The following is a 23,270-nucleotide window of genomic DNA, read 5'->3' on the forward strand; positions in this document are numbered from 1 at the left end:
ATTTTCGATGATGGTCCGCTGGATGGAGATATCCTCCTCGCTCTGATCCCGCTGGAAGGTGGTCATCAGCTTGCTTTTGACCGACTCCAGGTTGGCCAGGGGGATACAGGTGGTGATGCTGCCGGCGGCCCGGTCCATATCGACATCGTAACGGTTGATCAGCACCACATCTTCCGGCTGGCAGATCTTGGCGAACTGGGGGTTGATCTCGCTGCGGACATGCTGCACCTTCAGGGGCTGGAGCGAGTACCAGGCCTTCTCCATGTCGGTGAGCAGCAGGTTGACCACCCGGCGGATCAGGCGCTGTTCGATGGCGGTGAAGTCGCGCCCCTCGATCCGGATGTTGCGGGCCCCGCTCCCCCCCAGAAAGCTCTCCACCAGGGTGAAGACCAGCTTGGGCTCCAGCACGATCAGGGCGTGGCCGCGAAAGGGGGCCATCTTGAAGATCTGGAGGCTGCTGGGCACCGGCAGGGTGCGGACGAAGGTGCCGAAGCGTTCCAGCTCCATGGGGGCGGAGGTGAGGTCGAGGATCCGGCGCAGGGCGGCGGAAAGGGAGTTGCGCACCGCCCGCATGAAGGCGTCGCTGATGGCGTCCATGGCCGGCATCCGGACCTGGACAATGCGCTGCTGGCGGGTGAAGTCGTAGGCGCTGTAGCCGAGGGCCTCGGCGTCCACCGCCTCTTCGGGCTCTTCGATATCGCCGCCGGCAATCCCCTTGAGTAGGGCGTCGACCTCGTCCTGGCTTAATATCTGTTCCATAGCGAACTATTGCACCACGAATTCAGTGAAGTAGATGTTGCGCACCCGGTCGGGGCGCAGCACCACGTTGAAACGCTCCAGCAGCTCGTCGCGGATCCGGATCTTGCCTTCCGGGGTCATCACCTCCTCGAAGGAGAGGGCGGTCATCATCATGATCACGTTGTCCCGGAGCCGGGGTACGGCCCGCTCGGCGTTTTCCACCGCCTGGGGATTCTCCAGCTCGATCTGGATCTGGATCTTGAGGTAGCGCTTGCCGGTGGGGTCGGCCAGGTTGACCACAAAGGGCTCCAGGGATAAGATCTCGCCGATCTCCTGGCGACTCTCCTGCTCCACGGGGGGCGGGGCCAGAAAGGTGAGGTAGGCGAAAAAGCCGCCCCCGCCCAGCAACAGCAGGGCCGCTCCCAGGATGGCGAAAAAGACGATCTTGGACTTTTTCTTGGGCGCCTCTTCCCCTTCCTGCGGCGCTTCTTTCTCTTCAGCCATGGTCCGTTTCTCCGGTTTGCCGATGGGGTTGCCGTGGGGGCCCAAACGCGTCGGGCCTGTTTCTGGGGCCGGGCTAATGCAAAGGTTGTGCCGTTGTTGAGGGCGGTTATTACTCTACCGCTGTTTCGCCAGTTATTCAATGATTTCCTGGTCTTTGCCCCCCAAAAGGGGTGGGGGGCAGGGAGGGCGGGACAAAAACAGGGGGGTCAATTTTCCGACAGCAGCGGTGGGGAATGTACAACCCCGGCGATCTATGGTAAAACTCCGCCCCTGATCGGGAGCAGGGTTTTGCTGATAAGGTTCAAGGAAAAATAAGGAGCGCAAGATGGGACAAACGGTAACTGAAAAAATTCTGGCGGCCCACCTGGTGGAGGGTGAATTGAAAAGGGGGGAGGAGATCGGGATCCGCATCGACCAGACCCTGACCCAGGACGCCACCGGCACCATGGCATATCTCGAGTTCGAGGCGATCGGCATCCCCCGGGTACAGACCGAATTGTCGGTCTGCTACGTGGATCACAACCTGGTCCAGTCCGATTTTCGCAACGCCGACGATCATCGCTTTCTCCAATCGGTGGCCCGCAAGTTCGGGCTCTATTTTTCGCCGCCGGGCAACGGCATCTCCCATCAGGTCCATCTGGAGCGCTTCGGCCTGCCGGGCAAGACCCTGCTGGGCTCCGACAGTCACACCCCCACCGGCGGCGGCCTGGGGATGCTGGCCATCGGCGCCGGTGGTCTGGATGTGGCCATGGCCATGGCCGGGAAACCTTTCTATCTGGTGATGCCCAAGGTTTACGGGGTTAAGCTGACCGGCAAGCTTCCCCCCTGGGTTTCGGCCCGCGACGTGCTGCTGGAGGTGTTGCGGCGGCTTTCGGTCAAGGGCGGGGTCGGCTATGTAATGGAGTATTTCGGGCCGGGGGTGGCGGAGTTGTCGGTCACCGACCGGGCTTCCATCACCAACTTCGGGGCCGAACTGGGGGCCACCACCTCGGTTTTCCCCTCCGACGCCACCACCCGGGCCTTCCTCGAGAGCCAGGGGCGGGAGGCGGGCTGGGTGGAGCTTTCCGCCGATGCCGATGCCGTTTATGATGAGGTGATGGAGATCGATATGTCGGCCCTGGAGCCCCTGATCGCCTGTCCCTCCTCGCCGGACAACGTGGTCCCGGTGCGGGAGGTGGCCGGGAAGCCGGTGGCCCAGGTCCTGGTGGGCTCCTGCTCCAACTCCTCCTTGCGCGACCTGATGGTGGTGGCCAAGACCCTGGAGACCCGGGAGGTCAGCCGGGAACTCAGCTTCGAGATCAACCCCGGCAGCCGCCAGGTGTTGGAGAACCTCACCGCCCAAGGGGATATGCTGACCCTGGTCCGGGCCGGGGCCCGGGTCCACCAGGCCGGCTGTCTGGGCTGTATCGGCATGGGCCAGGCACCGCCCACCGGGGCCATCTCCCTGCGCACCTTCCCCCGCAACTTCCCCGGCCGCAGCGGGACCAAGAACGATCAGGTCTATCTCTGCAGCCCGGAGGTGGCGGTGGCGGCGGCGATCACCGGCAAGATCACCGACCCCCGTGAGCTGGGCGACTACCCCCGGTTCAAGCTGCCGGCGCGCTATCTCCCCGGTGATGCCCGGATCGAACCGCCCCGGGAGGGAACCGGGGTCGAGATCATCCGGGGACCCAATATCGCCCCCTTCCCCGACTTTACGCCGCTGCCGGAGCATTGGCAGGGACGGGTGCTGCTTAAGGTGGGGGACAACATCACCACCGATCACATCATGCCCGCCGGGGCCAAGGTGCTGCCCCTGCGCAGCAACGTGCCGGCGATCAGCGAATTTGTCTACGAGGCGGTGGACCCCGAGTTCGTCAAGCGGGCCAAGGAGCTGGCCCCGGGCCTGGTGGTGGGCGGCGACAACTATGGCCAGGGCTCCTCGCGGGAGCACGCGGCCCTGGCGCCCCGTTATCTGGGGGTCGAGGTCAAGCTGGTTAAAAGCTTCGCCCGGATCCACAAGGCCAATCTGATCAATTTCGGCATTATCCCCCTGACCTTCGTCGATCCCGCCGATTATGACAAAATCCAGCCCGGTCAGGAGCTGCGGATTCCCGCCATTCGGGAAAAGATCGCCGCCGGGGCCGAAACCCTGACCCTGGAGGTGGGTGGGGAGCGGATCGAGGCTCGCCTGGATATCTCGCCCCGCCACCGGGAGATCCTGCTGGCCGGCGGTTTGCTGGCCTGGGCCCGGTAGATGTTCCTTAATCGGCAGCCGCTGATCCTGGCCTCGGCTTCCCCCCGGCGGCGGGAGATGCTGAGCGGGCTGGGGATCGCCTTTACGGTCCGGCCGGCGGCGATTGTCGAGGAGCCCCGGCCCGGGGAGAAGCCGGCCGCTTTTGCCGCCCGTTTGGCCGAGGAGAAGGCCCGGGCGGTGGCCGGACACGGTCCCGGCTCCTGGGTGCTGGCCGCCGATACGGTGGTGGCGGTGGCCGATGAAATTCTGGGCAAACCGGCGGATGCCGCCGCCGCCGGGGCCATGCTGCTCCGGCTCAGCGACCGCTGGCACAGGGTGTTCAGCGCTTTTTGTCTGGTGCGGGAGAATGAGATCCATGGGGAGGTGGTGGCCACCGAGGTTCGGTTCGCCTCCGCTTCGCCTGAGCTTATTGCGGCCTATGTGGCCACCGGTGAACCTTTGGACAAGGCCGGAGCTTACGGAATTCAGGGGTTGGGCGGGGTGCTGGTCCGGGAGATCCGGGGTTCCCACAGCAATGTGATCGGCCTGCCCCTGGCGGAGGTGGTCGCCGCCCTGCTGGCCCTCGGCGTGGTGGCCTGTGCCCCCTGAGTAGGGCTCAAGTGGCCTAAAACCGGAAAGGCCCGGTGATCGCTGGCGATCACCGGGCCTTTTGTTTGGTGTGGCTGTTAATGTCGAGGCTTACTGGACGGTGAAGGAACCGTCGGCCGAGATGGACATGGTGGCGTTGAGGAACTGGACGCCATGGGTATTCTCGTACTTACCCCGGGTGGCCAGGGCGTGGTAGACCCCCTCGGCCCGGATTCCGGTCACGCAGTGGATCAACACCCGCTTGTTGGTGGGCACCTTCTTGACCAGCTCGTCATAGTTGGCATGGAACTGGTCGTCGGGCAGGTTGATCGCCCCGGGCAGATGGCCGGCCGCGTACTCCCCGGCGCTGCGGACATCGAGAACCACCACCTCGTTGGGGGTCTCGGTGACCAGCTTGCGAAAATCAGCTGCGTTAATGCTCCGGGGCAGCTTGCCGGGGGGTACCACCGGCAGTTCCACCGGGGCCACATCCGCTACCCCGCTGGGCTCGTTGCCCCACAAGGGCAGGCCCTCTTTTTTCCACTCTGGCTCGCCGGCGCTGTAAACCGCAACCCAATTATAGCCGTACTCTTTGGCCGCCAACCTGGCAGCCTGGTGGCTGTAGCCTCAGCCATGCCCCCCGCAGTAGAAGATCAGCCGGGTGCTGAGGTCCCGGGGCAGCATGCCCTGTTTCATTTCCCACTGGGCCCAGGGCAGTGACACGGAGCCGGGGATGAAAGATTTACGATGAACGTTGGTGGGCCGCGTATCGACCAGCATGAAGTTTTCTTTGTCCACCTGACCCATCAGGTGATAGATGTAGGGGGTGCTGCTGATCAGGTAACCGCCGGCCTTCCGCCAGCCGGGTTCACCTTCGTACCACGCGCGGATGTTGGTAAAACCTTTTTCCTGGGCGACGACCGCCGCCTGGGCCGTGAAGGGTCAGGTCAGCCCCCCGCAGTAAAAGATGATTGTCCGGTCTTTGGGCAGCTTGGGGATCTCCTCCTGGAAGCGGGGCACCGGGATGTGGATGGAGCCCGGGACCGTGCCTTCCTGGAAGCGGCCCAGGGGCCGGGTGTCCACCAGCAGGAAGCGGTCGTTGGCGTCCAGGGTGGGTTTGGTCAGGGGCTTGTCGCCATAGACCTGGCTGAACAGCTCCATCACTTCGGTGGTGGTGATCCGGAGGGCGGGATCCTGCTCCACCGCCTTGGGGCCCGGGGCGCGGGCGGCGCTGTCATTGGCCGCGGTTGCCCCGCCCATGCCGCCGCAAGCGGTCAGCAGCAGGCAGGCCAAGGCCAGCACCCCCAATTGGGCAAATCTCCTCTTCAGGTTCTGCATGTTACAACCTCCTCTCCTTAGGGTTGGTGGTTCCGGCAGCGTGGGCTTGCCGGTCTTGTGTAACTGCTATTTTTGTTGTGGCAGTGGGCCAAACAAAAAAAGAACACTCTTTCCCGAATGTAAAGATTAACGTAGATTCTAGAAAGGTTGGGGGTATCTGTCAATAAAAACCGGTTGGGGAGCGGGTCACTAGACCTGGAACTCCTGATGGGGTGCCGGGATCTCGATCTGCTTGAACTGTAGTTTTTCCTTGAGGGCGGCGGCCAGGGCGGTGGAGGCTTCCTCCTCACCATGGACCAGGAAGGTGTGGGTGGGCTTTTGCTCCATGGCTCCGGCCCAGGCCAGCAGGCCGTCGCGGTCGGCATGGCCGCTGAAGCCGGTAAGCACCTCGACTTTAGCTCGCAGGGGGAACTCCTCGCCGAAGATCTTGACCGTTTCATGGCCCTCGACGATCCGCCGTCCCAGGGTGTTGGGGGCCTGCCAGCCGGTGACCAGGATGGTATTTTTGGGGTCGCTGATCCGGTTGCGGAGATGGTGGAGAATGCGGCCGGCTTCCATCATCCCGCTGGCGCTGATGATGATCGCCGGCTCCCGGAGAAAGTTCAGCTCCTTGGATTCCGCCACCGACTGGGTATAACGCAGGGTGTCGAAGCCAAAGGGGTTGTCGTTGTTGCCCTTAAGGATGAATTCGCGGATCTCCTGGTCGTAGGCCTCGGGGTGGAGGCGGAAGATGTCGGTGACCCGGGTGGCCAGGGGGCTGTCCACATAGATCGGCAGCTTGGGGATATCGCGGTTTAAATAAAGTTTGTGGAGGGCGTAAACCAGTTGCTGGGTTCGGCCCACGGCAAAGGCGGGGATCAGCAGGCACCCCCCCCGCCGGTAGGTTTCATTGACGATTCGCTCCAGCTCCCGTTCCGAGTCCGGGTAGGGGGGGTGGGTTCGGTTGCCGTAGGTGCTTTCCATGATCAGGATGTCGGTCCCCTCGGTGATGGGGGCCGGATCCCGGATGATGGGGATCCCCGGCCGGCCGATGTCGCCGCTGTAGACCAGACGCAGGTCCCGACCGCTCTCCTCTTCATGGATATCGAGGAGGATGTTGGCGCTGCCCAGCATATGGCCGGCCTCGATGAAGGTCAGAAAGATCCCGGGCAGAATCTCCCTTTTGCGCTTGGGGCTGATCCCGACAAACTGGGCCATGGCCCGGACCACATCCTCCTTGCTGTAGAGGGGTTCGAAAAGCTGCTGCTGGTTGCGTTGCCGCTGCTTGTTGACAAAGAGCAGATCCTGCTCCTGGATGTGGGCGCTGTCCATCAGCATCACCGCGCAGAGGTCGCGGGTGGCCTGGGTGCAGAGGATGTCGCCGTTAAAGCCGCTCTTGACCAGACAGGGGATGTTGCCGGAATGATCGATATGGGCATGGGAGAGGATCAGGCAGTCGACGGTGTTGCCGTCGCAGAAACCCCGGCGGTTCAGTTCGTACGATTCCTTGCGTTTGCCCTGGAACAGGCCGCAATCCAGCATGATGCGGCGACCGTTAACCTCGATCAGGTGCTGGGAGCCGGTGACGGTGCCGGCGGCCCCGTGGAAGGTGATTTTCATGTTTGCTCTCGCAGGGCGTACATTTTGGAGAAATCGCCCACCCGCAGGAACAGCCGGGCGATGGCGGTCAGCAGGGCCAGCCGGTTACGGCGCAGGGAAGGCTCTTCGGCCATCACCATCACCTGGTCGAAGAAGCGGTCCACCGGCTCCTTCATCTGTAAAATTACCAGCAGGGCCTGGTGGTAATTCCCGGCCGCCAGCAGGGGGGCGGCCTCGGCTTCGGCGCGGCCCAGGGCGTGGGCCAGCTCCCGCTCGGCCTCCTCTTTCAGCAGTTCCGGGTCGATGGCGTGGTCACGGTTATCCTTGATGATATTGTTGACCCGCTTAAAAGCGGCGGCCAGCAGCGGGAAGGCCGGCTGGGTTCCCACCGTCACCAGGGCCTCGATCCGGGCCCGGCAGTCGTTGAGTTCGTGGAAATCAACGCTGAGAACCGCCTCCACCGCCTCTCCCGGCAGACCGCGACCGGTGAGATCGTTGGCGAAACGGCCGCGGATGAACTCCATGAGCCGGGCCAGGGCCGCCGCCGGCTGTTCACTGAGCCGATCGCCGTAAAGGGCCAGGGCGCGGCTCAGCCACTGGGTCAGGTTCAGGGCGATTTTGTGACCTTGAATCAGGTGGATCAGTCCCACGGTCTGGCGCCGCAACCCGAAAGGATCAGCGGCGCCGGTGACCTTGAGCCCGATGCCGAAGCAACCGGCCAGGGTATCGAGCCGGTCGGCAATCCCCATAATCGCTCCAGCCAGGTCCGCCGGCAGGCGATCCCCCGCCCGCAGGGGCAGGTAATGGCTGTAGATCGCCTCGGCCACCGCCGCCGGCTCTCCCTGGCGGCGGGCGTAATCCCGGCCGATGGTGCCCTGCAGGCTGGGGAACTCGCCCACCATGCCGGTCAAGAGGTCGGCCTTGCAGAGGATGGCGGCTCGGGCCACCGTCTCAGTCAGGTTGGGGGCGAACTGTTGGGCCAGCTCGGTGGCCAGTTTAGTCACCCGGGCGCTTTTATCCGCCATGGTGCCCAGTTTGGCCTGGAAGATGATGCCGTGCAGCTGTCCGGCCAATTGGGCCAGGGGATGCTGCTGATCTTCGTTGAAGAAGAAGAGGGCATCCTCCAGGCGGGCCCGCAGTACCCGCTGATGGCCCTGGGCGGCCAGTTTGGCATCCCGGACCCGGGTGTTGTTCACCGCCACGAAACGGGGAAGCAGCTTGCCCTCCCGGTCGGTGACGGCAAAATATTTCTGGTGTTCGCGCATGGAGGTGATCAGCACCTCCTGGGGCAGGGCCAGAAAACCCTCGGCAAAGGAGCCGCAGATGGCAAAGGGTGACTCCACCAGATTGGCCACTGTCTCCACCAGTTCCGGATCGGGCAGGATCTTGCCGCCATGGGCGGCGGCCGCCTGCTCGATCTCGACCAGGACCGCTTGGCGGCGCTCGGTCGGGTCCGCCAGCACCCAGGCCTGGCGCAACCCCTCCAGGTATTGGTTGAAAGAGGTGACGGTGAGTGGTTGGGGGGCCATGAAGCGGTGCCCCCAGGTCTGCTCGCCGGCCCGGAGATTCTCCAGGGTGAAGGTCAGGGGGGTGTGGTCGTAAACCGCCAGCAGCCAGCGCAGGGGCCGGGCAAACAGCATTCGGCCCGTTCCCCAGTGCATCGATTTGGGGAAGGGCAGGGAGAGGACCAGCTCCGGCAGCAGTTCGGCCAGCAGGGCGGTGGTATCGCGTCCCGGCTGCTCGATTAGCGCCATCAGGTACTCACCCTTGGGGGTCTCCTTGACCTGGAGCTGTTCCACGGTGAGCCCTCTCCCGATGGCAAAGCCGGTGGCGGCCTTGGTCGGTTGGCCCTGGGCATCGTAGGCCGCCTTCTTAGGCGGCCCCAGCACCTCCTCCACCCGATCCGGCTGCCGCCGGGCCAGGTCGGCGACGCTCACCGTCAGTCGGCGGGGGGTGGCGGCGCTCCTGATTTCGCCAAAGGTCAGGTTACGTTCGCTCAACCCCCGGGCCAAACCTTGCCGCAGGGCGGTGAGGGCCGGAGTGATGTAGCCGGCGGGGATCTCTTCGGTGCCGATTTCAAACAGCAGTTCTTGTTCGCTCATGATTTCACTAGGTTATTGATTGGCCGCCGCTTAAGGAGGCAAAAGTGCTGAAACCGGCGGCCAGATTTTCCACCCGGACGGAAAACCAGCGGATATCGGGGTGGCTCTGCAGCTTGCCGCCCAGGGCCTTGGCCATGTTTTCCACGGAAAGCACGCAGCCGGTCTCTTCATCTCTCCCGCCGCCGGGCCAGCAGAGGTCGTGGCGGGTAACCTGGGCCACCAGGGCGATAATCTCCTCGATCCAGACCATGCGGCGGAAACGGAGGCTGATCTCGGCGGTCCCCCAGTGGCCCAGGGAGCGGGGCAGGCCCTCGCAGCCGGGCTGGGGCCGGGGCGGGGCGATGGGGATGCGGATCGACAGGGTCAGGTCGTCCTTCTCCCCCAGTGAGCCGTGCATCCGGCAGCGGTACTCCCCGACTCCGACCCCCTCGCCGGCGGCCTCCCGCCCGGAGTCGACCCTTAAAAAATAGGGAAATTCGATCTCCAGGTGAGCCTCCTCGGCGTCGAGTCGCTCCTTCATCTCCACCAGGATCCGATGCATGCTCTCCAGGTTGATCTCACCGTGGAAGCGGTTGAGGATCTCGACGAAGCGACTCATGTGGGTGCCCTTGAACTGATGGGGCAGGTTGACGTACATGTTGACCGTGGCCACGGTCCGCTGCAGTTTTTTGGCCCGGTCCAGGACGGTGATGGGGTAGGAGATATTCTTTACCCCCACCTTCCGGATCGCGATCCGGCGGTGATCAAGCTGGCCCTGGATATCCTGCATCGCCTCGAGCATCAGGGCAGGTATTTTCTTACCGCGGCCTTCAGTTCATCGAGGTTGGCGGATTTGACAATATATTCTTCGGAAGCCCAGGAGGCGAGATCCTGCTTGAACTCCTGGTAGGCGGAGCAGAGGATCACCGGGACGGCCGGGTTGATCTCCTTGATCCGGCGCAGGGCCTCGATTCCGTTCATCCCCGGCATGTTGATGTCGAGGATGATCAGGTCGGGGTTTACCTTCTCCAGTTTCTCCAGGGCCTCCTCGCCGGTCATGGCGGAGTGGACCGTGTAGCCCTCCTCCTCCAGTTCCTCCCGGTAGAGCAGTTGGATGGAGTCTTCGTCGTCAACCAGCAGTATCTTTTTCATCGTTGCGATCTCCCTCGGGGCGGATTGTTTTCAGTCCAGCTCGACATCCCGGAGAAATTTGGCCGCCTCCTCCGGGGGCAAGGGGTTGATGTAGAAGCCGGAACCCCACTCAAAACCCGCGACCATGGTCAACTTGGGCGTGATCTCGAAGTGCCAGTGGTAGTGGTCCAGGGCTGGGGAGCGCAGGGGGGCGGCGTGGAGGACGAAGTTGTAGGGCACACTGGGCAGACACTTGTCCAGCCGGCGCATGCATTCGGAGAAGATGGCGGCCAGATCCCGGAAGGTGGCGTCATCGGAGTTACAGTAGGAGGAGCTGTGGCGACGGGGTAAAATCCACATCTCGAAGGGGGCGCGGGGGGCAAAGGGAACAATGGCCAGGAAACGATTATTGCTGGCCACCACCCGGACTCCCTGATCCAGCTCCTGGCGGACGATATCGCAGAAAACGCAGCGTTCTTTGTAGCGGTAGTAGGAGAGACTGCCCTCCAGTTCCGAGGTGACCATCCGCGGTAGAATCGGCAGAGCGACCAACTGGGAGTGGGAATGCTCCAGGGAGGCCCCGGCCGCCGCCCCGAAATTCTTGAAGATCATCACATAACGGAAACGATCATCCTGTCCCAGGTCGATCAGGCGATCCCGGTAGGCATGGAAGATCAGCCGCATCCGCTCCGGCGGCAGGGCGGTAAAAGTTTCCTGGTGGTCGGGGGTCTCGATGATCACCTCGTGGGCCCCGAGACCGTTCATCCGGTCGTAAAGTCCTTCACCCTGCTTGTTGAGCTCCCCTTCAATCACCAGGGCGGGGTATTTGTTGGGAACCACCCGCAGGTCCCAACCGGGCTGGTTGGCTTGACGGCCGGGCATGGAGGAGTAAGCCAGAACCTCCGGGGGGGTGGTGTTTTCGTTGCCGGGACAGAGCGGGCAGAAGCCGCCTTTAACCTGGTTGCGGTCGATGATGAAGTCGCTGGGTCTTTTACCCCGTTCGGTGGCAATGATAACCCAACGGCCGATGATCGGGTCTTTCCGCAGTTCCGGCATGGCTGGCTATTTCCCCTTGTGGGCTTTTTCCTGGGTTTCCTGCCTGGTTTTGCAAGCGATGCAGAGAGTGGTGACCGGCCGGGCTTCCAGGCGTTTAAGGGAGATGTCGTCGCCGCACGCCTCGCAGATCCCGTAAGTGTCCTGTTCGATCCGCTCGATGGCTTCCTTGATCTTGGCCAGCAACTTGCGTTCACGGTCCCGGATGCGCAACTCGAAGCTGCGATCGCTTTCGGCGGTGGCCCGGTCGGTGGGGTCGGGATAGTTGTCGGAGTGGTCGGTCATCTCGTGGATGGTTTTTTCCGCTTCGCTGAGCAGTTGTTGACTCAACTCCTCGAGTTTTTTACGAAAATAATCGCGATCCTTCTGTTCCATCTTGCAACTCCTTCGCAATAGAGCCTTAAAGGCTGTTTTCCGTCCGGCGGTAGGTGCCGCTTTTACCACCGCTTTTGCCCAGCAAACGGATATTGTTGATGGTGATTCCCTTGTCCACCGCCTTGCACATATCGTAAATGGTCAGCGCCGCCACCGAAACGGCGGTGAGCGCTTCCATCTCAACTCCGGTTTTGCCCACCAGGGCCGCCGTCGCCTCGATGTTCACCCGGTTTTCCTCATCTTCAAGGGTGAAATCCACCGTTACCATGCCCAGGTTGAGCGGGTGGCAGAGGGGGATCAGCTCGCCGACCCTCTTGGCCGCCATGATCCCCGCCACCCGGGCCAGCCCCAGCACGTCGCCCTTGCCCGCCCGCCCGGCCTTGATCAACTCGTAAGCCGTTTGAGACATGGTGACCGAACCGGCGGCGGTGGCCAGGCGGGCCGTGTCCCGCTTGCCGGTAACATTCACCATCCAGGCCTGACCGGCCCGGTCGAAATGGCTGAGTTGCGGAGCTTGGTCCCCTTTGTCGCCCATGACGGCATTCCCTCCGGCGCTCGGTTCCATTTTTTCGGCAAGAACCCTATATAGCCTTGCCGCACCTACAAATGGAAGAACTTTTTCAGAAATCCTTCCCCTTTCTCCTCCTGATCCCGACCATCATCCTCGCCGGCGGCGAATTCCCGCAGCAGCTCTTTTTGCCGCTTGTTAAGATGTTTGGGGACCACCACCCGGACTTCGCAGACCATGTCGCCCTTGCCGCCGCCCCGCAGTCTGGGCACCCCCTTACCCTTGAGGGTGAAGTGCTGGCCCGGCTGGGTCCCGGCCGGGACCGTCAGCTTTTCCGGGCCGTGGATGGTCGGCACCTCCAGGGTACAACCCAGGGCGGCCTGGGTGAAGGAGAGAGGGATGGAGCAGACGATATCATCGCCTTCCCGCTGGAAAAATTCGTGGGGCTGCACATGGATGATCACGTAGAGATCTCCGGAGGGACCGCCCCGCCGGCCCCCCTCGCCCTCGCTCTTCAGTCGCATTCTGGCGCCGCTGTCCACCCCGGCGGGAATTTTCAGGGAGACTTTCTTGGCGCGCTGGACCAGGCCCTGGCCCTGGCAATCCTGGCAGGGTTCGGTGATCACCCGGCCCTGGCCCCGGCAGTGGGGGCAGGCGGTCTGAATCCGGAAGGGGCCCTGGGCGTGCAGCACCTGGCCCACGCCGTTACAGGTCGGGCAGGTTTCCGGCTGATGGCCGGGGCGCAGACCGCTGCCTTCACAGGTCCAGCAGGTCTCGCCCTTGTTGATCTCCACCTCCTTCTCCGTCCCGTGTACCGCCTCCATGAAGCTGATCACCAGGTCGTAGCGCAGGTCGTTGCCGGGGATCGGTCCCGGCTGGCGGCGACCGCCGCCGCTCCGGGCGCCAAAGCCAAAAAGATCCCCGAAAATGTCGCTGAAGCCGGAGAAGATGTCGTCGGCGCTGCCGGGCCCGTTATAGCCGCTGTCGCGGAGACCGGCCACGCCGAAGCGGTCATAGATCTTCCGTTTTTCCAGATCGCCCAGGACTTCGTAGGCTTCGGTGGCGACCTTGAACTTCTCCTCCGCCTCCTTGTCGTCGGGGTTGCGGTCGGGGTGGTACTTCAGGGCCAGTTTGCGGTAAGCCTTCTTGATTTCGGCGGCCGAGGCGTCGGGTGATACCCCCAGGTTTTTATAGTAGTCAGTTTCCATCGCTCGCTTCGGGGATATGGTGGGGTGGCTGGTTTCCGTGGGTTGCCCGCTGGTTGGGGGCGGGGCTATTCGGCGGCGACCGTGGCGTCTTCGTCCACTTGCGCCGTGGCTTGGGGCATATTGCGCAGCTCCCGGCCCAGCTCATGGATGTTGTTGAATTTTACCACCCCATCGGCGATCTCCCGCAGGGTGCAGACGATCTCCTTGTTGCGGCAACGCTCGGGAAGGGGGGCGCCGCGGCGATGCTGCTTGACCCGTTCCACCGCCAGATGAATCAGGGCGAAGCGGTTTTCATTTCCGATCTTTTGCAGACAATCTTCCACTGTGATCCGTGCCATATCTTCCTCCCGGACTTGGATTTTGGTGATTACGATCAAACCGCAAATATATACTTGAATCGGGGAGAGAGGTAAAGAGATATTTCTGGCTCGGGGAAAATGGCATGAAATATGCAAGGAAATTGCGGTGACGGAACTTTTTGCCGGGCTTGACGGCAGGGGGCCAAAAGAGCGGAGGTGGGGCCATGATCCGGAGGTTAATGATGGTTGCGGGGCTGAAAGAGGTCGGTAAGCGGGGGCGGCTCCTGCTGCTGCTGGGTTTGTTGCTGCCGCTGCTGATCGGGGTGGGTTGTGCCGCCGAGGTGCGCTCCTCCCTGGTGGAGATGGAGCTGCGTCTGGCTTTGCCCTTGCTGGGTCGCGGTGAAAGCGACGCCACCCCCCTGCCGGTGGTTTATCCCGCCGCCCCTGCCACTCTGGGGGAGCCGGAGTTTCCCCTGGAGGAGTTCGGTCCGGCTTGGCGAGGGCTGGAGCCGGTCTACAGCGAATATCGTTTCAACCCATTTAACCCGTAAAAAGGGAGATTGTCATGTTGGCAAGGAATTGCGGCCACCTGGCCGGGGGAATCTTGACGCTGCTGCTCCTCCTTCTCCTGCCGGGGGCGGCGGGGCAGGCGGCGGAAGAGCAGGCCGGGAGCAAGGTCCTCCCCACCGGTCGCTACCACTATAACTATCCCCATGAAATTCCAGGCGACTATGTTTTTCGGACCAGCCGGATCTTTTCCCATTGGGAGCTGCGGCATGCCGCTGGCCAGTCGTTGGTCCCGGCGGGCGGTTTACCCCGGGGCCCGGGGGAGGGGCTCAGCGATGAAGCCGTGGTGGCCCTGGTGGGGGAGCTGCTGGCCGGGGGGGAGGAGTTCCGTGGTCAATACACCCTGGCGGTGAGTACGCCGGTGAATCTCCGTAACCTTTACGCCACCTCCTCCTTCGGGCGGCTGTTGGGGGAGAGGATGCTGGGCGAATTGCAGCGGGCCGGGGTCGGCGTTATCGATGTCCGCAAGACTCCTGCTTTGCTGATCAGCCAGCGGCAGGGAGAGTACGGACTCTCCCGCGACATGGATGAATTGCCCTTTATTCTCGACGCCCAGGCGGTGCTGGTGGGAACCTACGCCGTCACCCCCCGGCGGGTGGTGGTGGAGTTGCGGGTGTTGCGCAATCGCGATGGCCGGGTCCTGGCCTCGGCCAGTCGGAATTTTGACATGGATCGGGAGATCGCCATGCTGTTGGCCGATGAGAGCGCCCCGAGGCAGGCGGCCACTCCGGTGCGGATTCAAGCCTATGAATAAGCAAAAGGGTGAAGAGATGTCGAGCAGGAGTTGCCCCCCCCGGATCTTGTTGCCCCTGTTGGCGCTAATGCTGCTGGCCCCCCTTGGGGGCTGCGCCGAAAAACCCCGGGAGGTGCGGCCCGAAACCGGGGCGACGATTTCGGTGCTTACTCCCGATTTTTTCGGGATTGGCGAAGACCTGGCCATGCAACTGGTGGGTAACTTCCGGGCGGGGGGGACCTTGCCGGCCGGTACCCGCTTGATCTTCACCACCCTGGTGGATCTGGATGATCTGGCCGAGAGCAGCCGGTTTGGCCGGACCACCAGCGAAGCCTTGGCCACCCAGCTTTTTCGTCACGGCTTCGAGGTCGAGGAGCTGCGCAAGGCCGAGGCGATCATGGTTCGAGATCCGACCGGGGAGCTGGTGCTTTCCCGCGATATCTCCCGCCTGGCCCGGGAGCATGCCGCCCATGCGGTGGTGGCGGGAACTTATTCCCTTACCCCGGCCACGGTGATTGTCAACGTCCGGCTGCTGGATGCCGCCTCCCGCTCGGTATTGTCGGTGGCCGGAATAGAAATCCAGCGCAGCCGGGCCATCGACAGCATGCTGGCGGCGGGTCTGGGTCCGGGGCTGCGGGACGGGGGGCTGTCGGGTTATGAACGGTGAGGAGGGTGCCGGAATGCGGGCCAAATTGACTCTATGTCTGCTGCTGGGAGGGCTGTTGTGTGGGCTGAGTGCCTGTACCGCCGTCACCGGAGAGCGCTCCCGGGCCGGGAGTACGATCCAGGTCCAGCCCCACAAGGGGGCGCCGGTGGTCTATATCCATCCCCGGGATCATGAGAGCTACCGGCGGGCCACGGTGGGGGTCCTCCCTTTCCGGGTGCCGGCCAACCAGCAGCCGGAACAGGGGGCGGCCCTGGGGGCCATGTTCCGGGATATCTTGCTGGCCAAGGAGATCTTTCCCGCCGTCCGGCAGTTGCCGCAATATTATGGGGATTTCAACCAGGCCATCGAATATGGCCGGCGGGCCGGGGTGGACCTGGTGCTGGCCGGGGATCTGCACCGGGCCCTGGACGCCACCGAGCTGGGGGGAGCCCGGGCGGCGGTTTCCATCCGGCTGATCAACGTCCATACCGGCAATACGGTCTGGCATATCTCCCAGGCCATGGACCAGCCGGTGGATCATCATGACGTCGGCATCTGGAACCGGTTCAAGGAGTCTTTTTCGCCCCCGGTGATCCGGCCCTCCCAGGGCGCTCCGCCGCTGCCCAACATGCTGGCCGCCATCGCCGCCGACATGGCCGAGGTGCTGGCGGGGGCCAGCGCGGTCAGGAGATAAAGGGGTTGCGCAGCAGGATGGTCTCTTCCCGGCCGGGGCCCACCGAGATGATGCTGGCCGGGGTCTCGGTGAACTCCTCGATTCGCTTCACGTAGGCCCGCGCCTTGGCCGGCAGATCATCCAGACACTTGGCGTGGCGGATCTCTTCGCTCCAGCCCGCCAGTTTTTCGTAGACCGGCTTGAGGTTGTCGTAGGTCTTGATGTTGTTGGGCATCGCTTCCAGGGTGGCCCCGTCGGCCTGGTAGGAGGTGGCCAACTGCAACTCCGGCTGGCCGCTTAAGACATCGAGCTTGGTGATGGCCAGGTCGGTTATCCCGTTTAAGCGTACCGCTTCCCGGGCGATCACCCCGTCCAGCCAGCCGCAACGGCGCTTGCGGCCGGTGGTGGCCCCGAATTCGCCGCCTTTGCGCTGGAGCTGGTCGCCGGTGGCGTCGAACAGCTCGGTGGGGAAGGGGCCTTCTCCAACCCTGGTGGTATAGGCCTTGAGGATGCCGATCACCGCGTCGATATGGGCCGGGCCGAAGCCGCTGCCGGTGCAGGCATTGCCGGCCACCGTGTTGGACGAGGTCACGAAGGGATAGGTGCCGTGGTCGATGTCGAGCTGGGTGCCCTGGGCCCCCTCAAACAGGATATGCTTGCCCGCCCTTCGGCCCCGGTCCAGAGCCAGCGAAACATTGCCGACAAAGGGGGCCAGTCGCTCGGCATAGCCCATGAATTCATCGTAGATCGCCTCCAGTTTAGGAGCTTCCAGGCCGTAACGCTTGGTCAGCAGAAAGCTTTTCTCCTCCAGGCACTGGCCCAGTTTTTCCCGGAACAGCTCCCGGTCCAGCAGGTCGCCCAGCTTGATGCCGTGGCGCAGCACCTTGTCGCCGTAACAGGGGCCGATGCCGCGGCCGGTGGTGCCGATCTTGCGGCCGGCGGCCAGGCTGGCCTCGCTGCCGGCATCCTGCAATTTATGGTAGGGCATGATCAGGTGGGCCCGCTCGCTGATCAGCAGCCGCTCCGGGGTCACCGGCAGGCCATGGCCGGCCAGCTCCTCCATCTCATTGAGCAGCACCTGGGGGTCGATCACCACCCCGTTGCTGATGAAGCAGCCTTTGCTCTCATAGAGGATCCCCGAGGGGATCAGGTGGAAAACATATTGTTTGCCATCCACCACCAGGGTGTGGCCGGCGTTGTTGCCGCCTTGAAATCGCACCACCAGATCGGCGTGCTCGGTGAGCAGATCGACGATTTTCCCCTTGCCTTCATCACCCCACTGGGTCCCTACGATTATCACGTTGGCCATTGCCCGTCCCGCCTACTGAGTCTGGATGAGTTAATCTGATTGCCGGCCGGCAGACCCGGACCATCCGGCTGCGCTGAGCCAGGCCAACATAGCCAAGGAGGAGGCAAAAGTCAATTCGTCACCGCTCCCGGTCCGGTTGCTTGACAGCATCGGCGCTCTGCCGTAGATTGGGGCCGGGCGGGGGCTGTTTCTCCCGTCCCGCCCCGGGGATAGCCCCGTGGTTTCACCCGATAATCAACGGCCCCCTGCTGATCAGGCCACATCAAAACCGGATGGGAAGATGTTTGGAATAGGTTTGCCGGAACTGCTGGTGATAATGGCCGTGGCCCTGATCGTGGTGGGGCCGGAAAAGTTGCCGGAGCTGGCCAAATCTTTGGCTCGCGGGGTTCTGGAACTTAAAAAGGTGGCCACCGAGCTGAAGAATAACGTCGAGCAGGAGATGGGTGACCGGGAGGAGTGGCGGCGGGAACTTGAAGCCCCTCTCCCCGAGTTGACCGAAGAGGAGCAGCGGCGGGCGGAGAGCGCTTACGGTGAGGGCGGACCCCGCAATACCCGGGAGAGTGTCGAGGGCGAGGTGGTTGATTCTCCGGGGCCGGAGGGGTCCGAACCCCCTGAGGCCGGCGGCCCGGTCGGCGGGTCGGTGGAAGACCGGGAAGGTGGCGGGGAGCCGCCCCGCCCCCCCGCCCCATGAGTATCCTGGTGGAGCATTTCACCCCCCACCTCCTGGAGTTGCGGCGGCGGGTGCTGACGATTTTGGTCGCCGTGGTGCTGGCCACCGCCGGGGCCTACTGGTTCGTGGAGGAGATGGTGCGGGCCCTCTCCTCTCCCCTGATTCAAATCGATCCCGAGTTGGGCCGTCTGGTTTACACCGGCCTGCCCGAGGCCTTCATCAGCTACCTCAAGCTCTCGCTGCTGGTGGGCTTTGTGCTGGCGCTGCCGGTGGCGGTCTATCAGCTCTGGATGTTTGTCGCCCCCGGCCTGCGGCGCCAGGAGAAGCTGGTGGCGGTCAAGGTGGCGCTCTCCGGCTTTATCCTCTTCAGCGGCGGGGCCCTGTTCGCCTATTTCGTGGTCCTGCCGGAACTGCTCCGTTTTCTGCTCTGGTTTGCCAGCGAGCAGATCCATCCCCACCTCAAGCTGGCCCCCTATCTGAACTTCATGGTGCGGGGGGTCTTCTCCTTCGGCCTGGCTTTTGAGTTGCCGTTTCTGATGGTGATGGCGGTGCGGCTGGGCCTGGTGGACCCGGAATATTTTGCCCGCCACCGGACCTACTCCTACCTGGGGATGGTGATCATCTCCCTGCTGCTGGTGGCGGGAGATCCGGTGGCCACCTTCATGCTGGCCGTCCCCCTCTGTCTGCTTTATGAGGCCGGCAACCTGATCGGCAAACTGCTGAAGCCCGCCCGATCGCGGGAGTAACAGCCCGTTGCAAAACGGGTTGTTAGCGGCCCATGGATGGGCCGCCGAATTCATTGGAACTGAAAGTGGCAATGAATTCGTGAGGTTGGCCAAAGCCATCTTTGGCCAACCGTTAGTTGAAAAAGCCAAGGATGGCTTTTTCAACGGACTGGTAAGGGCGGTTAGTCGATCTCCTGTTTGAGGAGGCAGCAGGAGATCCGGTGGCGGGGGGTGCCGTCGGGGTGGTAGGCGATATTGCCCGGCTGGAGCAGCTTGTTCATGACGCAGCCCTCGGGGATATCGAGGCTGAACAGCTTGCGCTCGGTGATTCCAGGGTTCTCCCGCAGTTTTCCATCCTCCAGGCGCAGGGCGTTGAGGGGAAAATCCTCGCAGAGGGGGCAGAGATAGACCCGGCCGTTGGGGAAGATAAAGAAATTTTCCCCCAGGCGGCCGGCGCACTGGAAGGGCTCGTCCGGTTCCAGGTACACCTTGGGGTAGATCACCCGAATGCCCCGGGCCGCCGCTTCGGCGGCCACCTTGGGCACCACCTCCAGCCACTGGTCGGGGGTCAGTTGCAGGGGGTCATCGGCGGTGGCGGCGGGCTCGGCGGCCGATTTGCCCCGCAGGCCGATCACCTGAATGAAGAAGCGGCGGCAGCCCAGTTCCGCCAGCAGGTCCGGCATTCTGGACAGATGCTCGATGTTGAGACGGCTGGCGGTGAAGATCAGGCTGACATCAAAACCCTTGGCCACCGCCCGCTTGAGATTGGCGGTGGCGGTGGCAAACACCCCCGCCCCCCGGAGGGGGTCGTTGATCGCCGGGTCGGGGCCGTCCAGGCTGAAGCTGAGAACGGCCTCCTCGGGCCGCAGCCTGGTCAGCAGGTCGTGATGGAGGAAGCCGTTGGTGTCGATGGTGATTCCCTGATAGCCCAGTTGCTGGGCGTAACGGACCCCGTGGATCAGGTCCGGGTGCAGGGTGGGCTCGCCGCCGAGAAAGATCACGTTGCTTTTTTTACCCGGATCGACGAAAAGGGCCAGCCACTCCTCCATGGTGGAGCGGGTCAGGGTACCACTGCCGTGCTGGGCCGGGTTGATGTAGCAGTGGCGGCAGCTCAGGTTGCAGGCGGTGAGCAGGTGCAGGAAGATGTTGCGCTCATCGGGCTGAAAGTAAAGGGTGCGGGGCCACCGGGGGTGCGAGTTTTCGTTCATCGGGGCACCATATCCGGCTTTATCTTTTCCCGCAAGATGGCCGCGGCCGCCATGGCCGCCGAGGGGGGCGCGGGTTAACGGTGCTCCTTGCCAAGGGAAGCGGAATCGGCTAGTTTCAACAGTTGTCCTTATGATCCAGCTAAGATTCAGAAAAGAAAGAAGGTTATAGCGATGAGTGAAGCAAGCAGTGGCGAAGAGACCCGTTTTGTGCCCTACGAAGTGGCCTTGAAGGTGGTTGGCGCGGTGATGGAGGAGGAGCATCTCGAGGAGCCGGATCGGCGCATTCTCACGGTTTATGATATTGAGAACCGTGAGCTGTGCTGGTTTGATGCCGAGGAGATCATGGCCGAGCTGGCCGAGCAGGAGGGCGGTCTGCCCAAGAAGGCCGACGAGGCCAAGGCCAAGGCGGTGGAGCTGATTCTGCGGCAGATTCCGGTCTGGGCCCTGAAGGGCCGCCAGGAGGAGCAGGGCTCCTGAATTCGGCTGGTCGCTAAAGGACGCCCGCCGGCATGGTCGGCGGCCTTTCGCCCCCCAGCAGGTAGCCGCCATCCAGGCGGATAACGCTGCCGGTCATGTAGGTGGCCTGGCTGATCAGGAAATTTACCACCCGCACCACCTCACTGATCTCGCCGCTGCGTCCCAGCAGGGTATGGCCGAGCAGGTCGCGGCGCTGCTCTTCGCTCAGCAGGCCCCAGCCCCTGGTCTCCTCGGCATGCCGGGTTTTGATCAGGCCCAGCATCAGTTCGTTGACCCGGACCTGGGGGGCTCCCTCCCGGGCCCAGGTTTCGGTGAAGGAGGCTAGGCCCCGATTGGCGGCGGCGTAGGCGTCGTTGAAGAGCAGGCCGGCGGGGCCGCTGCGCCCCACCAGGGCGGAGATCGACGAGATCACCACCACCGCCGCCCCCCGGCCACCTGCCTTCAGCAGAGGCAGGGCCTCCCGCATTACCCACCACTTGGCCTTCAGGGTGGTATCAATTTCCAGGTCCCACTGCTCTTCACTGTATGGACCATGGACCACGGGCATTCCGCCCCGTTCCAGATTGTTGATCAGAATATCCAGGCAGTTGCAGGCGGTGGCCAGTTGGCCAAAGAAGTCCCGGACTCCGGCAACGGTGCGCAGGTCGGCGACGATTACCCGGTGGCCGTCGTCGGCAACCGCTAGTTCCCGCTCCAGGCTGGCGGTATCAGCGGGCCAGTCATGGCAGCCGGCGATGACCCGGGCCCCGTGTCGGGCCAGATCCAGGGTCACGGCCCGACCGATTCCCCGGTTGGCCCCCAGCACCAGAGCCCTTTTGCCGCTGATCTCCATGGAGTTAACCGCGCCTTAGGAGGTGAATTCAGCCAGCCTGAGGATCAACCTGGTGCCGGGGTGGATCAGGTCGCCGTTGAGCTGGTTCCACTCCTGGATCCGGCGGGGAGTGGTCTGAAATTTGCGGGCGATGGACCAGAGGGTATCGCCGCCGCGGACCTGGTAATAGGTGATCTCCTGGGTGGCGGAGGGGGGCTGTTTGGCGGCGGAGGCCAAGGTGGCCTGAGTGCCGCCGCTTTCCCCCGGGGCCGGGGCGAAGTAGAGGGCCAGTTGCTGGCCGGCCCTGATCCGGCTGGGGTCGCTCAGTCCATTCCAGGCGGCGATGGTCTGGGCGTCCACGCCGTAGCGGCGGGAGAGGGTCCAGAGGGTTTCCCCCGGTTTTATGGTGTGCAGGACCAGGCCCCCGGCGGTGCCGCCGGTGAGACCAGCCTGGTGACTGCCGGGAGCGACCTCTTCGTCCAGCAGGCGGTAGGCGGTGGTCTGCACCGGAATGCGCAGGCGCTGGCCGACAACCAATTGCTCGGAGCGCAGGCTGTTGGCCTTGAGCAGGGTGGTTTTATTGATATTGTAGTTGTTGCAGATCCGGGTCAGGGTGTCGCCCTGGCGCACCACGTGGGTCCGGTATTCAACCTGGGCCACGGCCCTCACCCGGGGCAGGTTTTCCGCCACCAGCTCACGGCTGTTCGCCGGCAGACGCAGGGTGTAGCGGGCCGCTTCGGGGGGGGTTACCAGCCGGCGCAGTTGCCGGTTCAGGTCATGGAGCTCCTCCAGGTCCAGTTCTCCCGCCAGGGCCACCGCCTCCAGGGAGGTCCAGCGTGGAACCTCCATGGTTTCGTAGCGCAGGGGGTCGTCGTATGTTATATTGTCAAAACCGTACTCAGCCGGGTTCTTGGCGATGATTATCGCGGCAATCAGCTTGGGCACATAGTGGCGGGTCTCGCGGCTCAGATGGTTGTTCTGGGAGATCTCCCAGAAATTTTCCGAATCGAAACGGCGGATGGCTCCGCGGATCCGGCCGCCGCCAGCGTTGTAGGCCGCCACCGCCAGCTGCCAGCAGCCGAATTCGTCATAAAGATCGCCCAGGAAGCGGATGGCGGCCTGGGTGGAGCGGATGGGGTCGCGGCGCTCATCCACATAGTCGTTGATCACCAGGCCGTACTGGCGGGCGGTGGGGGCCATGAACTGCCAGGGCCCCACGGCCCGGGCCCGGGAATAGGCGGTGAGGTTGTAGCCGCTCTCGATCATCGGCAGGTAGGCCAGATCTTCCGGCAGGCCGGCCTCCCGCAGCTGCTCCTGGATCATCGGCACATAACGGCCGGAACGGGCCAGCCAGCGGCTGAAGGTTGGCCGCATCTCCCCCTGGAAAAAATCCAGGTAGAACTGAACGTGCTTGTTGGTGATGACCGGAAAGTCATAGGTGGTGTCGGCCAGCTCTTCCGGCGCGCCGCCTTCCGGGTCCCACTCGCCCAGAGCCTGGAAGCGGGCCAGCTCCTCTTCCAGGAAACGGTCCGGTTCCGCCGGGGTAAGTTCCAGCTCTTCGCCGCTGATTGGTGATTCGCCGGCCACCTCGGCCACGGTGGCCGCCTCCAGGGCCGGCTCGCCCTCGGTCGCTGTCAGCTCTCCCTGGAGGGTCAGAGAGGCGCAGGACCAGAGGCCGGAGAGCAGCAGGGTCCCCATGGCGGCCCTGGTGATCACGGAGGAGAGCCGGGCAAGCATTTGCCGGCTGGTGGTGGCGAAAGGTTTCATCATGAAAAACTCCTCTATCTTCAGATAGATTGGAACATCAACAGCTATCAGGAAGTCGTAAAAATTAC

General features: G+C 63.5%; 27 protein-coding genes. 9 read left to right on the top strand and 18 right to left on the bottom strand.

Translation table 11 applies throughout. The features are described from left to right. Positions 1-759, bottom strand: a 759-nt coding sequence (gene fliM / locus ACHHRT_RS12200) for a flagellar motor switch protein FliM (RefSeq protein WP_395500053.1), incomplete at its 3' end; no start/stop codon positions are given. Between the two features lie 6 nt (positions 760-765). Further along, a complete protein-coding gene (locus ACHHRT_RS12205) occupies positions 766-1,242 on the bottom strand; it encodes a flagellar basal body-associated FliL family protein (RefSeq protein ID WP_395500054.1) in 477 nt (158 codons plus the stop codon). 325 nt (positions 1,243-1,567) lie between these two features. On the opposite strand from ACHHRT_RS12205, the gene ACHHRT_RS12210 reads away from it, so the two are divergent. Further along, positions 1,568-3,478, top strand: a complete 1,911-nt coding sequence (locus ACHHRT_RS12210) for an aconitate hydratase (protein WP_395500055.1) — start codon at positions 1,568-1,570, stop codon at positions 3,476-3,478. Then, entirely contained in the window at positions 3,479-4,066 is a 588-nt protein-coding gene (locus ACHHRT_RS12215; protein WP_395500056.1) for a Maf family protein, read from the top strand. It abuts the gene before it with no gap. A 90-nt stretch (positions 4,067-4,156) separates the two neighbouring features. Here the strand turns inward: ACHHRT_RS12215 and ACHHRT_RS12220 are convergent, their stop codons facing one another. The 12 genes from ACHHRT_RS12220 to rpoZ all read right to left on the bottom strand — a co-directional run bounded on the left by ACHHRT_RS12220 (position 4,157) and on the right by rpoZ (position 13,655). Further along, complete coding sequence (locus tag ACHHRT_RS12220; RefSeq protein WP_395500057.1) at positions 4,157-4,648, bottom strand: rhodanese-like domain-containing protein; 492 nt, start codon at positions 4,646-4,648, stop codon at positions 4,157-4,159. Positions 4,649-4,672: 24 nt separating this feature from the next. Continuing rightward, complete coding sequence (locus ACHHRT_RS12225; protein ID WP_395500058.1) at positions 4,673-4,852, bottom strand: rhodanese-like domain-containing protein; 180 nt, start codon at positions 4,850-4,852, stop codon at positions 4,673-4,675. A gap of 135 nt (positions 4,853-4,987) precedes the next feature. Next, complete coding sequence (locus tag ACHHRT_RS12230) at positions 4,988-5,383, bottom strand: rhodanese-like domain-containing protein (RefSeq protein ID WP_395500059.1); 396 nt, start codon at positions 5,381-5,383, stop codon at positions 4,988-4,990. 189 nt (positions 5,384-5,572) lie between these two features. Next, positions 5,573-6,982, bottom strand: coding sequence for an MBL fold metallo-hydrolase RNA specificity domain-containing protein (locus ACHHRT_RS12235; RefSeq protein WP_395500060.1), 1,410 nt, complete (start codon positions 6,980-6,982; stop codon positions 5,573-5,575). Next, positions 6,979-9,063, bottom strand: a complete 2,085-nt coding sequence (gene glyS / locus ACHHRT_RS12240) for a glycine--tRNA ligase subunit beta (RefSeq protein ID WP_395500061.1) — start codon at positions 9,061-9,063, stop codon at positions 6,979-6,981. Before glyS ends, ACHHRT_RS12235 begins: the two co-directional genes overlap by 4 nt. A 7-nt stretch (positions 9,064-9,070) precedes the next feature. Further along, on the bottom strand, positions 9,071-9,844 hold the full coding sequence (locus ACHHRT_RS12245; protein WP_395500062.1) for a GTP cyclohydrolase, FolE2/MptA family: 774 nt from the start codon (positions 9,842-9,844) through the stop codon (positions 9,071-9,073). After that, entirely contained in the window at positions 9,844-10,194 is a 351-nt protein-coding gene (locus ACHHRT_RS12250) for a response regulator (protein ID WP_395500063.1), read from the bottom strand. Before ACHHRT_RS12250 ends, ACHHRT_RS12245 begins: the two co-directional genes overlap by 1 nt. Positions 10,195-10,224: 30 nt before the next feature. Then, a complete protein-coding gene (gene galT / locus ACHHRT_RS12255; RefSeq protein ID WP_395500064.1) occupies positions 10,225-11,229 on the bottom strand; it encodes a galactose-1-phosphate uridylyltransferase in 1,005 nt (334 codons plus the stop codon). A 6-nt stretch (positions 11,230-11,235) separates the two neighbouring features. After that, positions 11,236-11,601, bottom strand: coding sequence for an RNA polymerase-binding protein DksA (dksA, locus tag ACHHRT_RS12260; protein WP_395500065.1), 366 nt, complete (start codon positions 11,599-11,601; stop codon positions 11,236-11,238). Between the two features lie 25 nt (positions 11,602-11,626). After that, positions 11,627-12,166 (bottom strand): cyclic pyranopterin monophosphate synthase MoaC, encoded by a 540-nt coding sequence (gene moaC / locus ACHHRT_RS12265; protein ID WP_395500066.1) that lies wholly within the window; start codon positions 12,164-12,166, stop codon positions 11,627-11,629. 35 nt (positions 12,167-12,201) lie between these two features. Then, positions 12,202-13,317 (bottom strand): molecular chaperone DnaJ, encoded by a 1,116-nt coding sequence (gene dnaJ, locus ACHHRT_RS12270; protein WP_395500067.1) that lies wholly within the window; start codon positions 13,315-13,317, stop codon positions 12,202-12,204. A gap of 65 nt (positions 13,318-13,382) precedes the next feature. Next, positions 13,383-13,655, bottom strand: coding sequence for a DNA-directed RNA polymerase subunit omega (rpoZ, locus tag ACHHRT_RS12275; RefSeq protein ID WP_395500068.1), 273 nt, complete (start codon positions 13,653-13,655; stop codon positions 13,383-13,385). Positions 13,656-13,840: 185 nt separating this feature from the next. On the opposite strand from rpoZ, the gene ACHHRT_RS12280 reads away from it, so the two are divergent. From ACHHRT_RS12280 to ACHHRT_RS12295, 4 genes are read left to right on the top strand one after another with little or no spacing between them, the layout of a single operon-like run. Beyond that, the gene (locus ACHHRT_RS12280; protein ID WP_395500069.1) at positions 13,841-14,167 is read left to right on the top strand and encodes a hypothetical protein; all 327 of its coding nucleotides are present in this window, start codon (positions 13,841-13,843) and stop codon (positions 14,165-14,167) included. A gap of 14 nt (positions 14,168-14,181) precedes the next feature. Further along, positions 14,182-14,937: a FlgO family outer membrane protein gene (locus ACHHRT_RS12285; RefSeq protein WP_395500070.1), complete on the top strand. Its 756-nt coding sequence runs from the start codon at positions 14,182-14,184 to the stop codon at positions 14,935-14,937. Beyond that, on the top strand, positions 14,930-15,583 hold the full coding sequence (locus ACHHRT_RS12290; protein WP_395500071.1) for a FlgO family outer membrane protein: 654 nt from the start codon (positions 14,930-14,932) through the stop codon (positions 15,581-15,583). Before ACHHRT_RS12285 ends, ACHHRT_RS12290 begins: the two co-directional genes overlap by 8 nt. A 13-nt stretch (positions 15,584-15,596) precedes the next feature. Further along, positions 15,597-16,256: a hypothetical protein gene (locus ACHHRT_RS12295; protein ID WP_395500072.1), complete on the top strand. Its 660-nt coding sequence runs from the start codon at positions 15,597-15,599 to the stop codon at positions 16,254-16,256. Here the strand turns inward: ACHHRT_RS12295 and ACHHRT_RS12300 are convergent. Continuing rightward, complete coding sequence (locus ACHHRT_RS12300) at positions 16,246-17,544, bottom strand: adenylosuccinate synthase (RefSeq protein ID WP_395500073.1); 1,299 nt, start codon at positions 17,542-17,544, stop codon at positions 16,246-16,248. The two genes, ACHHRT_RS12295 and ACHHRT_RS12300, sit on opposite strands and share 11 nt — an antisense overlap. Positions 17,545-17,824: 280 nt before the next feature. On the opposite strand from ACHHRT_RS12300, the gene tatB reads away from it, so the two are divergent. Beyond that, positions 17,825-18,235, top strand: a complete 411-nt coding sequence (tatB, locus tag ACHHRT_RS12305; RefSeq protein ID WP_395500074.1) for a Sec-independent protein translocase protein TatB — start codon at positions 17,825-17,827, stop codon at positions 18,233-18,235. Further along, on the top strand, positions 18,232-18,960 hold the full coding sequence (gene tatC, locus ACHHRT_RS12310) for a twin-arginine translocase subunit TatC (protein WP_395500075.1): 729 nt from the start codon (positions 18,232-18,234) through the stop codon (positions 18,958-18,960). The genes tatB and tatC overlap by 4 nt, the downstream gene beginning before the upstream one ends. A gap of 161 nt (positions 18,961-19,121) precedes the next feature. Here the strand turns inward: tatC and ACHHRT_RS12315 are convergent, their stop codons facing one another. Then, entirely contained in the window at positions 19,122-20,147 is a 1,026-nt protein-coding gene (locus tag ACHHRT_RS12315) for a radical SAM protein (protein WP_395500076.1), read from the bottom strand. A gap of 171 nt (positions 20,148-20,318) precedes the next feature. Between ACHHRT_RS12315 and ACHHRT_RS12320 the strand changes: the two genes are divergently transcribed. Then, positions 20,319-20,624: a hypothetical protein gene (locus ACHHRT_RS12320; protein WP_395500077.1), complete on the top strand. Its 306-nt coding sequence runs from the start codon at positions 20,319-20,321 to the stop codon at positions 20,622-20,624. 13 nt (positions 20,625-20,637) lie between these two features. Here ACHHRT_RS12320 and ACHHRT_RS12325 read toward each other — a convergent pair whose 3' ends face one another. Both ACHHRT_RS12325 and ACHHRT_RS12330 read right to left on the bottom strand, forming a co-directional pair. Further along, the gene (locus ACHHRT_RS12325) at positions 20,638-21,456 is read right to left on the bottom strand and encodes an SDR family NAD(P)-dependent oxidoreductase (RefSeq protein WP_395500078.1); all 819 of its coding nucleotides are present in this window, start codon (positions 21,454-21,456) and stop codon (positions 20,638-20,640) included. A 15-nt stretch (positions 21,457-21,471) separates the two neighbouring features. Further along, positions 21,472-23,205: a LysM peptidoglycan-binding domain-containing protein gene (locus ACHHRT_RS12330; RefSeq protein WP_395500079.1), complete on the bottom strand. Its 1,734-nt coding sequence runs from the start codon at positions 23,203-23,205 to the stop codon at positions 21,472-21,474. Between the last annotated feature and the right edge of the window lie 65 nt (positions 23,206-23,270).

It is taken from the genome of Desulfurivibrio modestus (assembly GCF_044068625.1).
GTDB lineage: Bacteria > Desulfobacterota > Desulfobulbia > Desulfobulbales > Desulfurivibrionaceae > Desulfurivibrio.

Excerpts from the sequence above, each read along its gene's own strand:
- tatC (WP_395500075.1), top strand. The coding sequence starts at position 18,232 with ATGAGTATCCTGGTGGAGCATTTCACCCCCCACCTCCTGGAGTTGCGG.
- ACHHRT_RS12205 (WP_395500054.1), bottom strand. The coding sequence starts at position 1,242 with ATGGCTGAAGAGAAAGAAGCGCCGCAGGAAGGGGAAGAGGCGCCCAAG.
- galT (WP_395500064.1), bottom strand. The coding sequence starts at position 11,229 with ATGCCGGAACTGCGGAAAGACCCGATCATCGGCCGTTGGGTTATCATT.
- ACHHRT_RS12210 (WP_395500055.1), top strand. The coding sequence starts at position 1,568 with ATGGGACAAACGGTAACTGAAAAAATTCTGGCGGCCCACCTGGTGGAG.
- glyS (WP_395500061.1), bottom strand. The coding sequence starts at position 9,063 with ATGAGCGAACAAGAACTGCTGTTTGAAATCGGCACCGAAGAGATCCCC.
- ACHHRT_RS12320 (WP_395500077.1), top strand. The coding sequence starts at position 20,319 with ATGAGTGAAGCAAGCAGTGGCGAAGAGACCCGTTTTGTGCCCTACGAA.
- moaC (WP_395500066.1), bottom strand. The coding sequence starts at position 12,166 with ATGGAACCGAGCGCCGGAGGGAATGCCGTCATGGGCGACAAAGGGGAC.
- dnaJ (WP_395500067.1), bottom strand. The coding sequence starts at position 13,317 with ATGGAAACTGACTACTATAAAAACCTGGGGGTATCACCCGACGCCTCG.
- tatB (WP_395500074.1), top strand. The coding sequence starts at position 17,825 with ATGTTTGGAATAGGTTTGCCGGAACTGCTGGTGATAATGGCCGTGGCC.
- ACHHRT_RS12300 (WP_395500073.1), bottom strand. The coding sequence starts at position 17,544 with ATGGCCAACGTGATAATCGTAGGGACCCAGTGGGGTGATGAAGGCAAG.
- rpoZ (WP_395500068.1), bottom strand. The coding sequence starts at position 13,655 with ATGGCACGGATCACAGTGGAAGATTGTCTGCAAAAGATCGGAAATGAA.
- ACHHRT_RS12285 (WP_395500070.1), top strand. The coding sequence starts at position 14,182 with ATGTTGGCAAGGAATTGCGGCCACCTGGCCGGGGGAATCTTGACGCTG.
- ACHHRT_RS12245 (WP_395500062.1), bottom strand. The coding sequence starts at position 9,844 with ATGCTCGAGGCGATGCAGGATATCCAGGGCCAGCTTGATCACCGCCGG.
- dksA (WP_395500065.1), bottom strand. The coding sequence starts at position 11,601 with ATGGAACAGAAGGATCGCGATTATTTTCGTAAAAAACTCGAGGAGTTG.
- ACHHRT_RS12290 (WP_395500071.1), top strand. The coding sequence starts at position 14,930 with ATGAATAAGCAAAAGGGTGAAGAGATGTCGAGCAGGAGTTGCCCCCCC.
- ACHHRT_RS12295 (WP_395500072.1), top strand. The coding sequence starts at position 15,597 with ATGCGGGCCAAATTGACTCTATGTCTGCTGCTGGGAGGGCTGTTGTGT.
- ACHHRT_RS12330 (WP_395500079.1), bottom strand. The coding sequence starts at position 23,205 with ATGATGAAACCTTTCGCCACCACCAGCCGGCAAATGCTTGCCCGGCTC.
- ACHHRT_RS12215 (WP_395500056.1), top strand. The coding sequence starts at position 3,479 with ATGTTCCTTAATCGGCAGCCGCTGATCCTGGCCTCGGCTTCCCCCCGG.
- ACHHRT_RS12235 (WP_395500060.1), bottom strand. The coding sequence starts at position 6,982 with ATGAAAATCACCTTCCACGGGGCCGCCGGCACCGTCACCGGCTCCCAG.
- ACHHRT_RS12280 (WP_395500069.1), top strand. The coding sequence starts at position 13,841 with ATGATCCGGAGGTTAATGATGGTTGCGGGGCTGAAAGAGGTCGGTAAG.
- ACHHRT_RS12315 (WP_395500076.1), bottom strand. The coding sequence starts at position 20,147 with ATGAACGAAAACTCGCACCCCCGGTGGCCCCGCACCCTTTACTTTCAG.
- ACHHRT_RS12225 (WP_395500058.1), bottom strand. The coding sequence starts at position 4,852 with ATGGGTCAGGTGGACAAAGAAAACTTCATGCTGGTCGATACGCGGCCC.
- ACHHRT_RS12250 (WP_395500063.1), bottom strand. The coding sequence starts at position 10,194 with ATGAAAAAGATACTGCTGGTTGACGACGAAGACTCCATCCAACTGCTC.
- ACHHRT_RS12230 (WP_395500059.1), bottom strand. The coding sequence starts at position 5,383 with ATGCAGAACCTGAAGAGGAGATTTGCCCAATTGGGGGTGCTGGCCTTG.
- ACHHRT_RS12325 (WP_395500078.1), bottom strand. The coding sequence starts at position 21,456 with ATGGAGATCAGCGGCAAAAGGGCTCTGGTGCTGGGGGCCAACCGGGGA.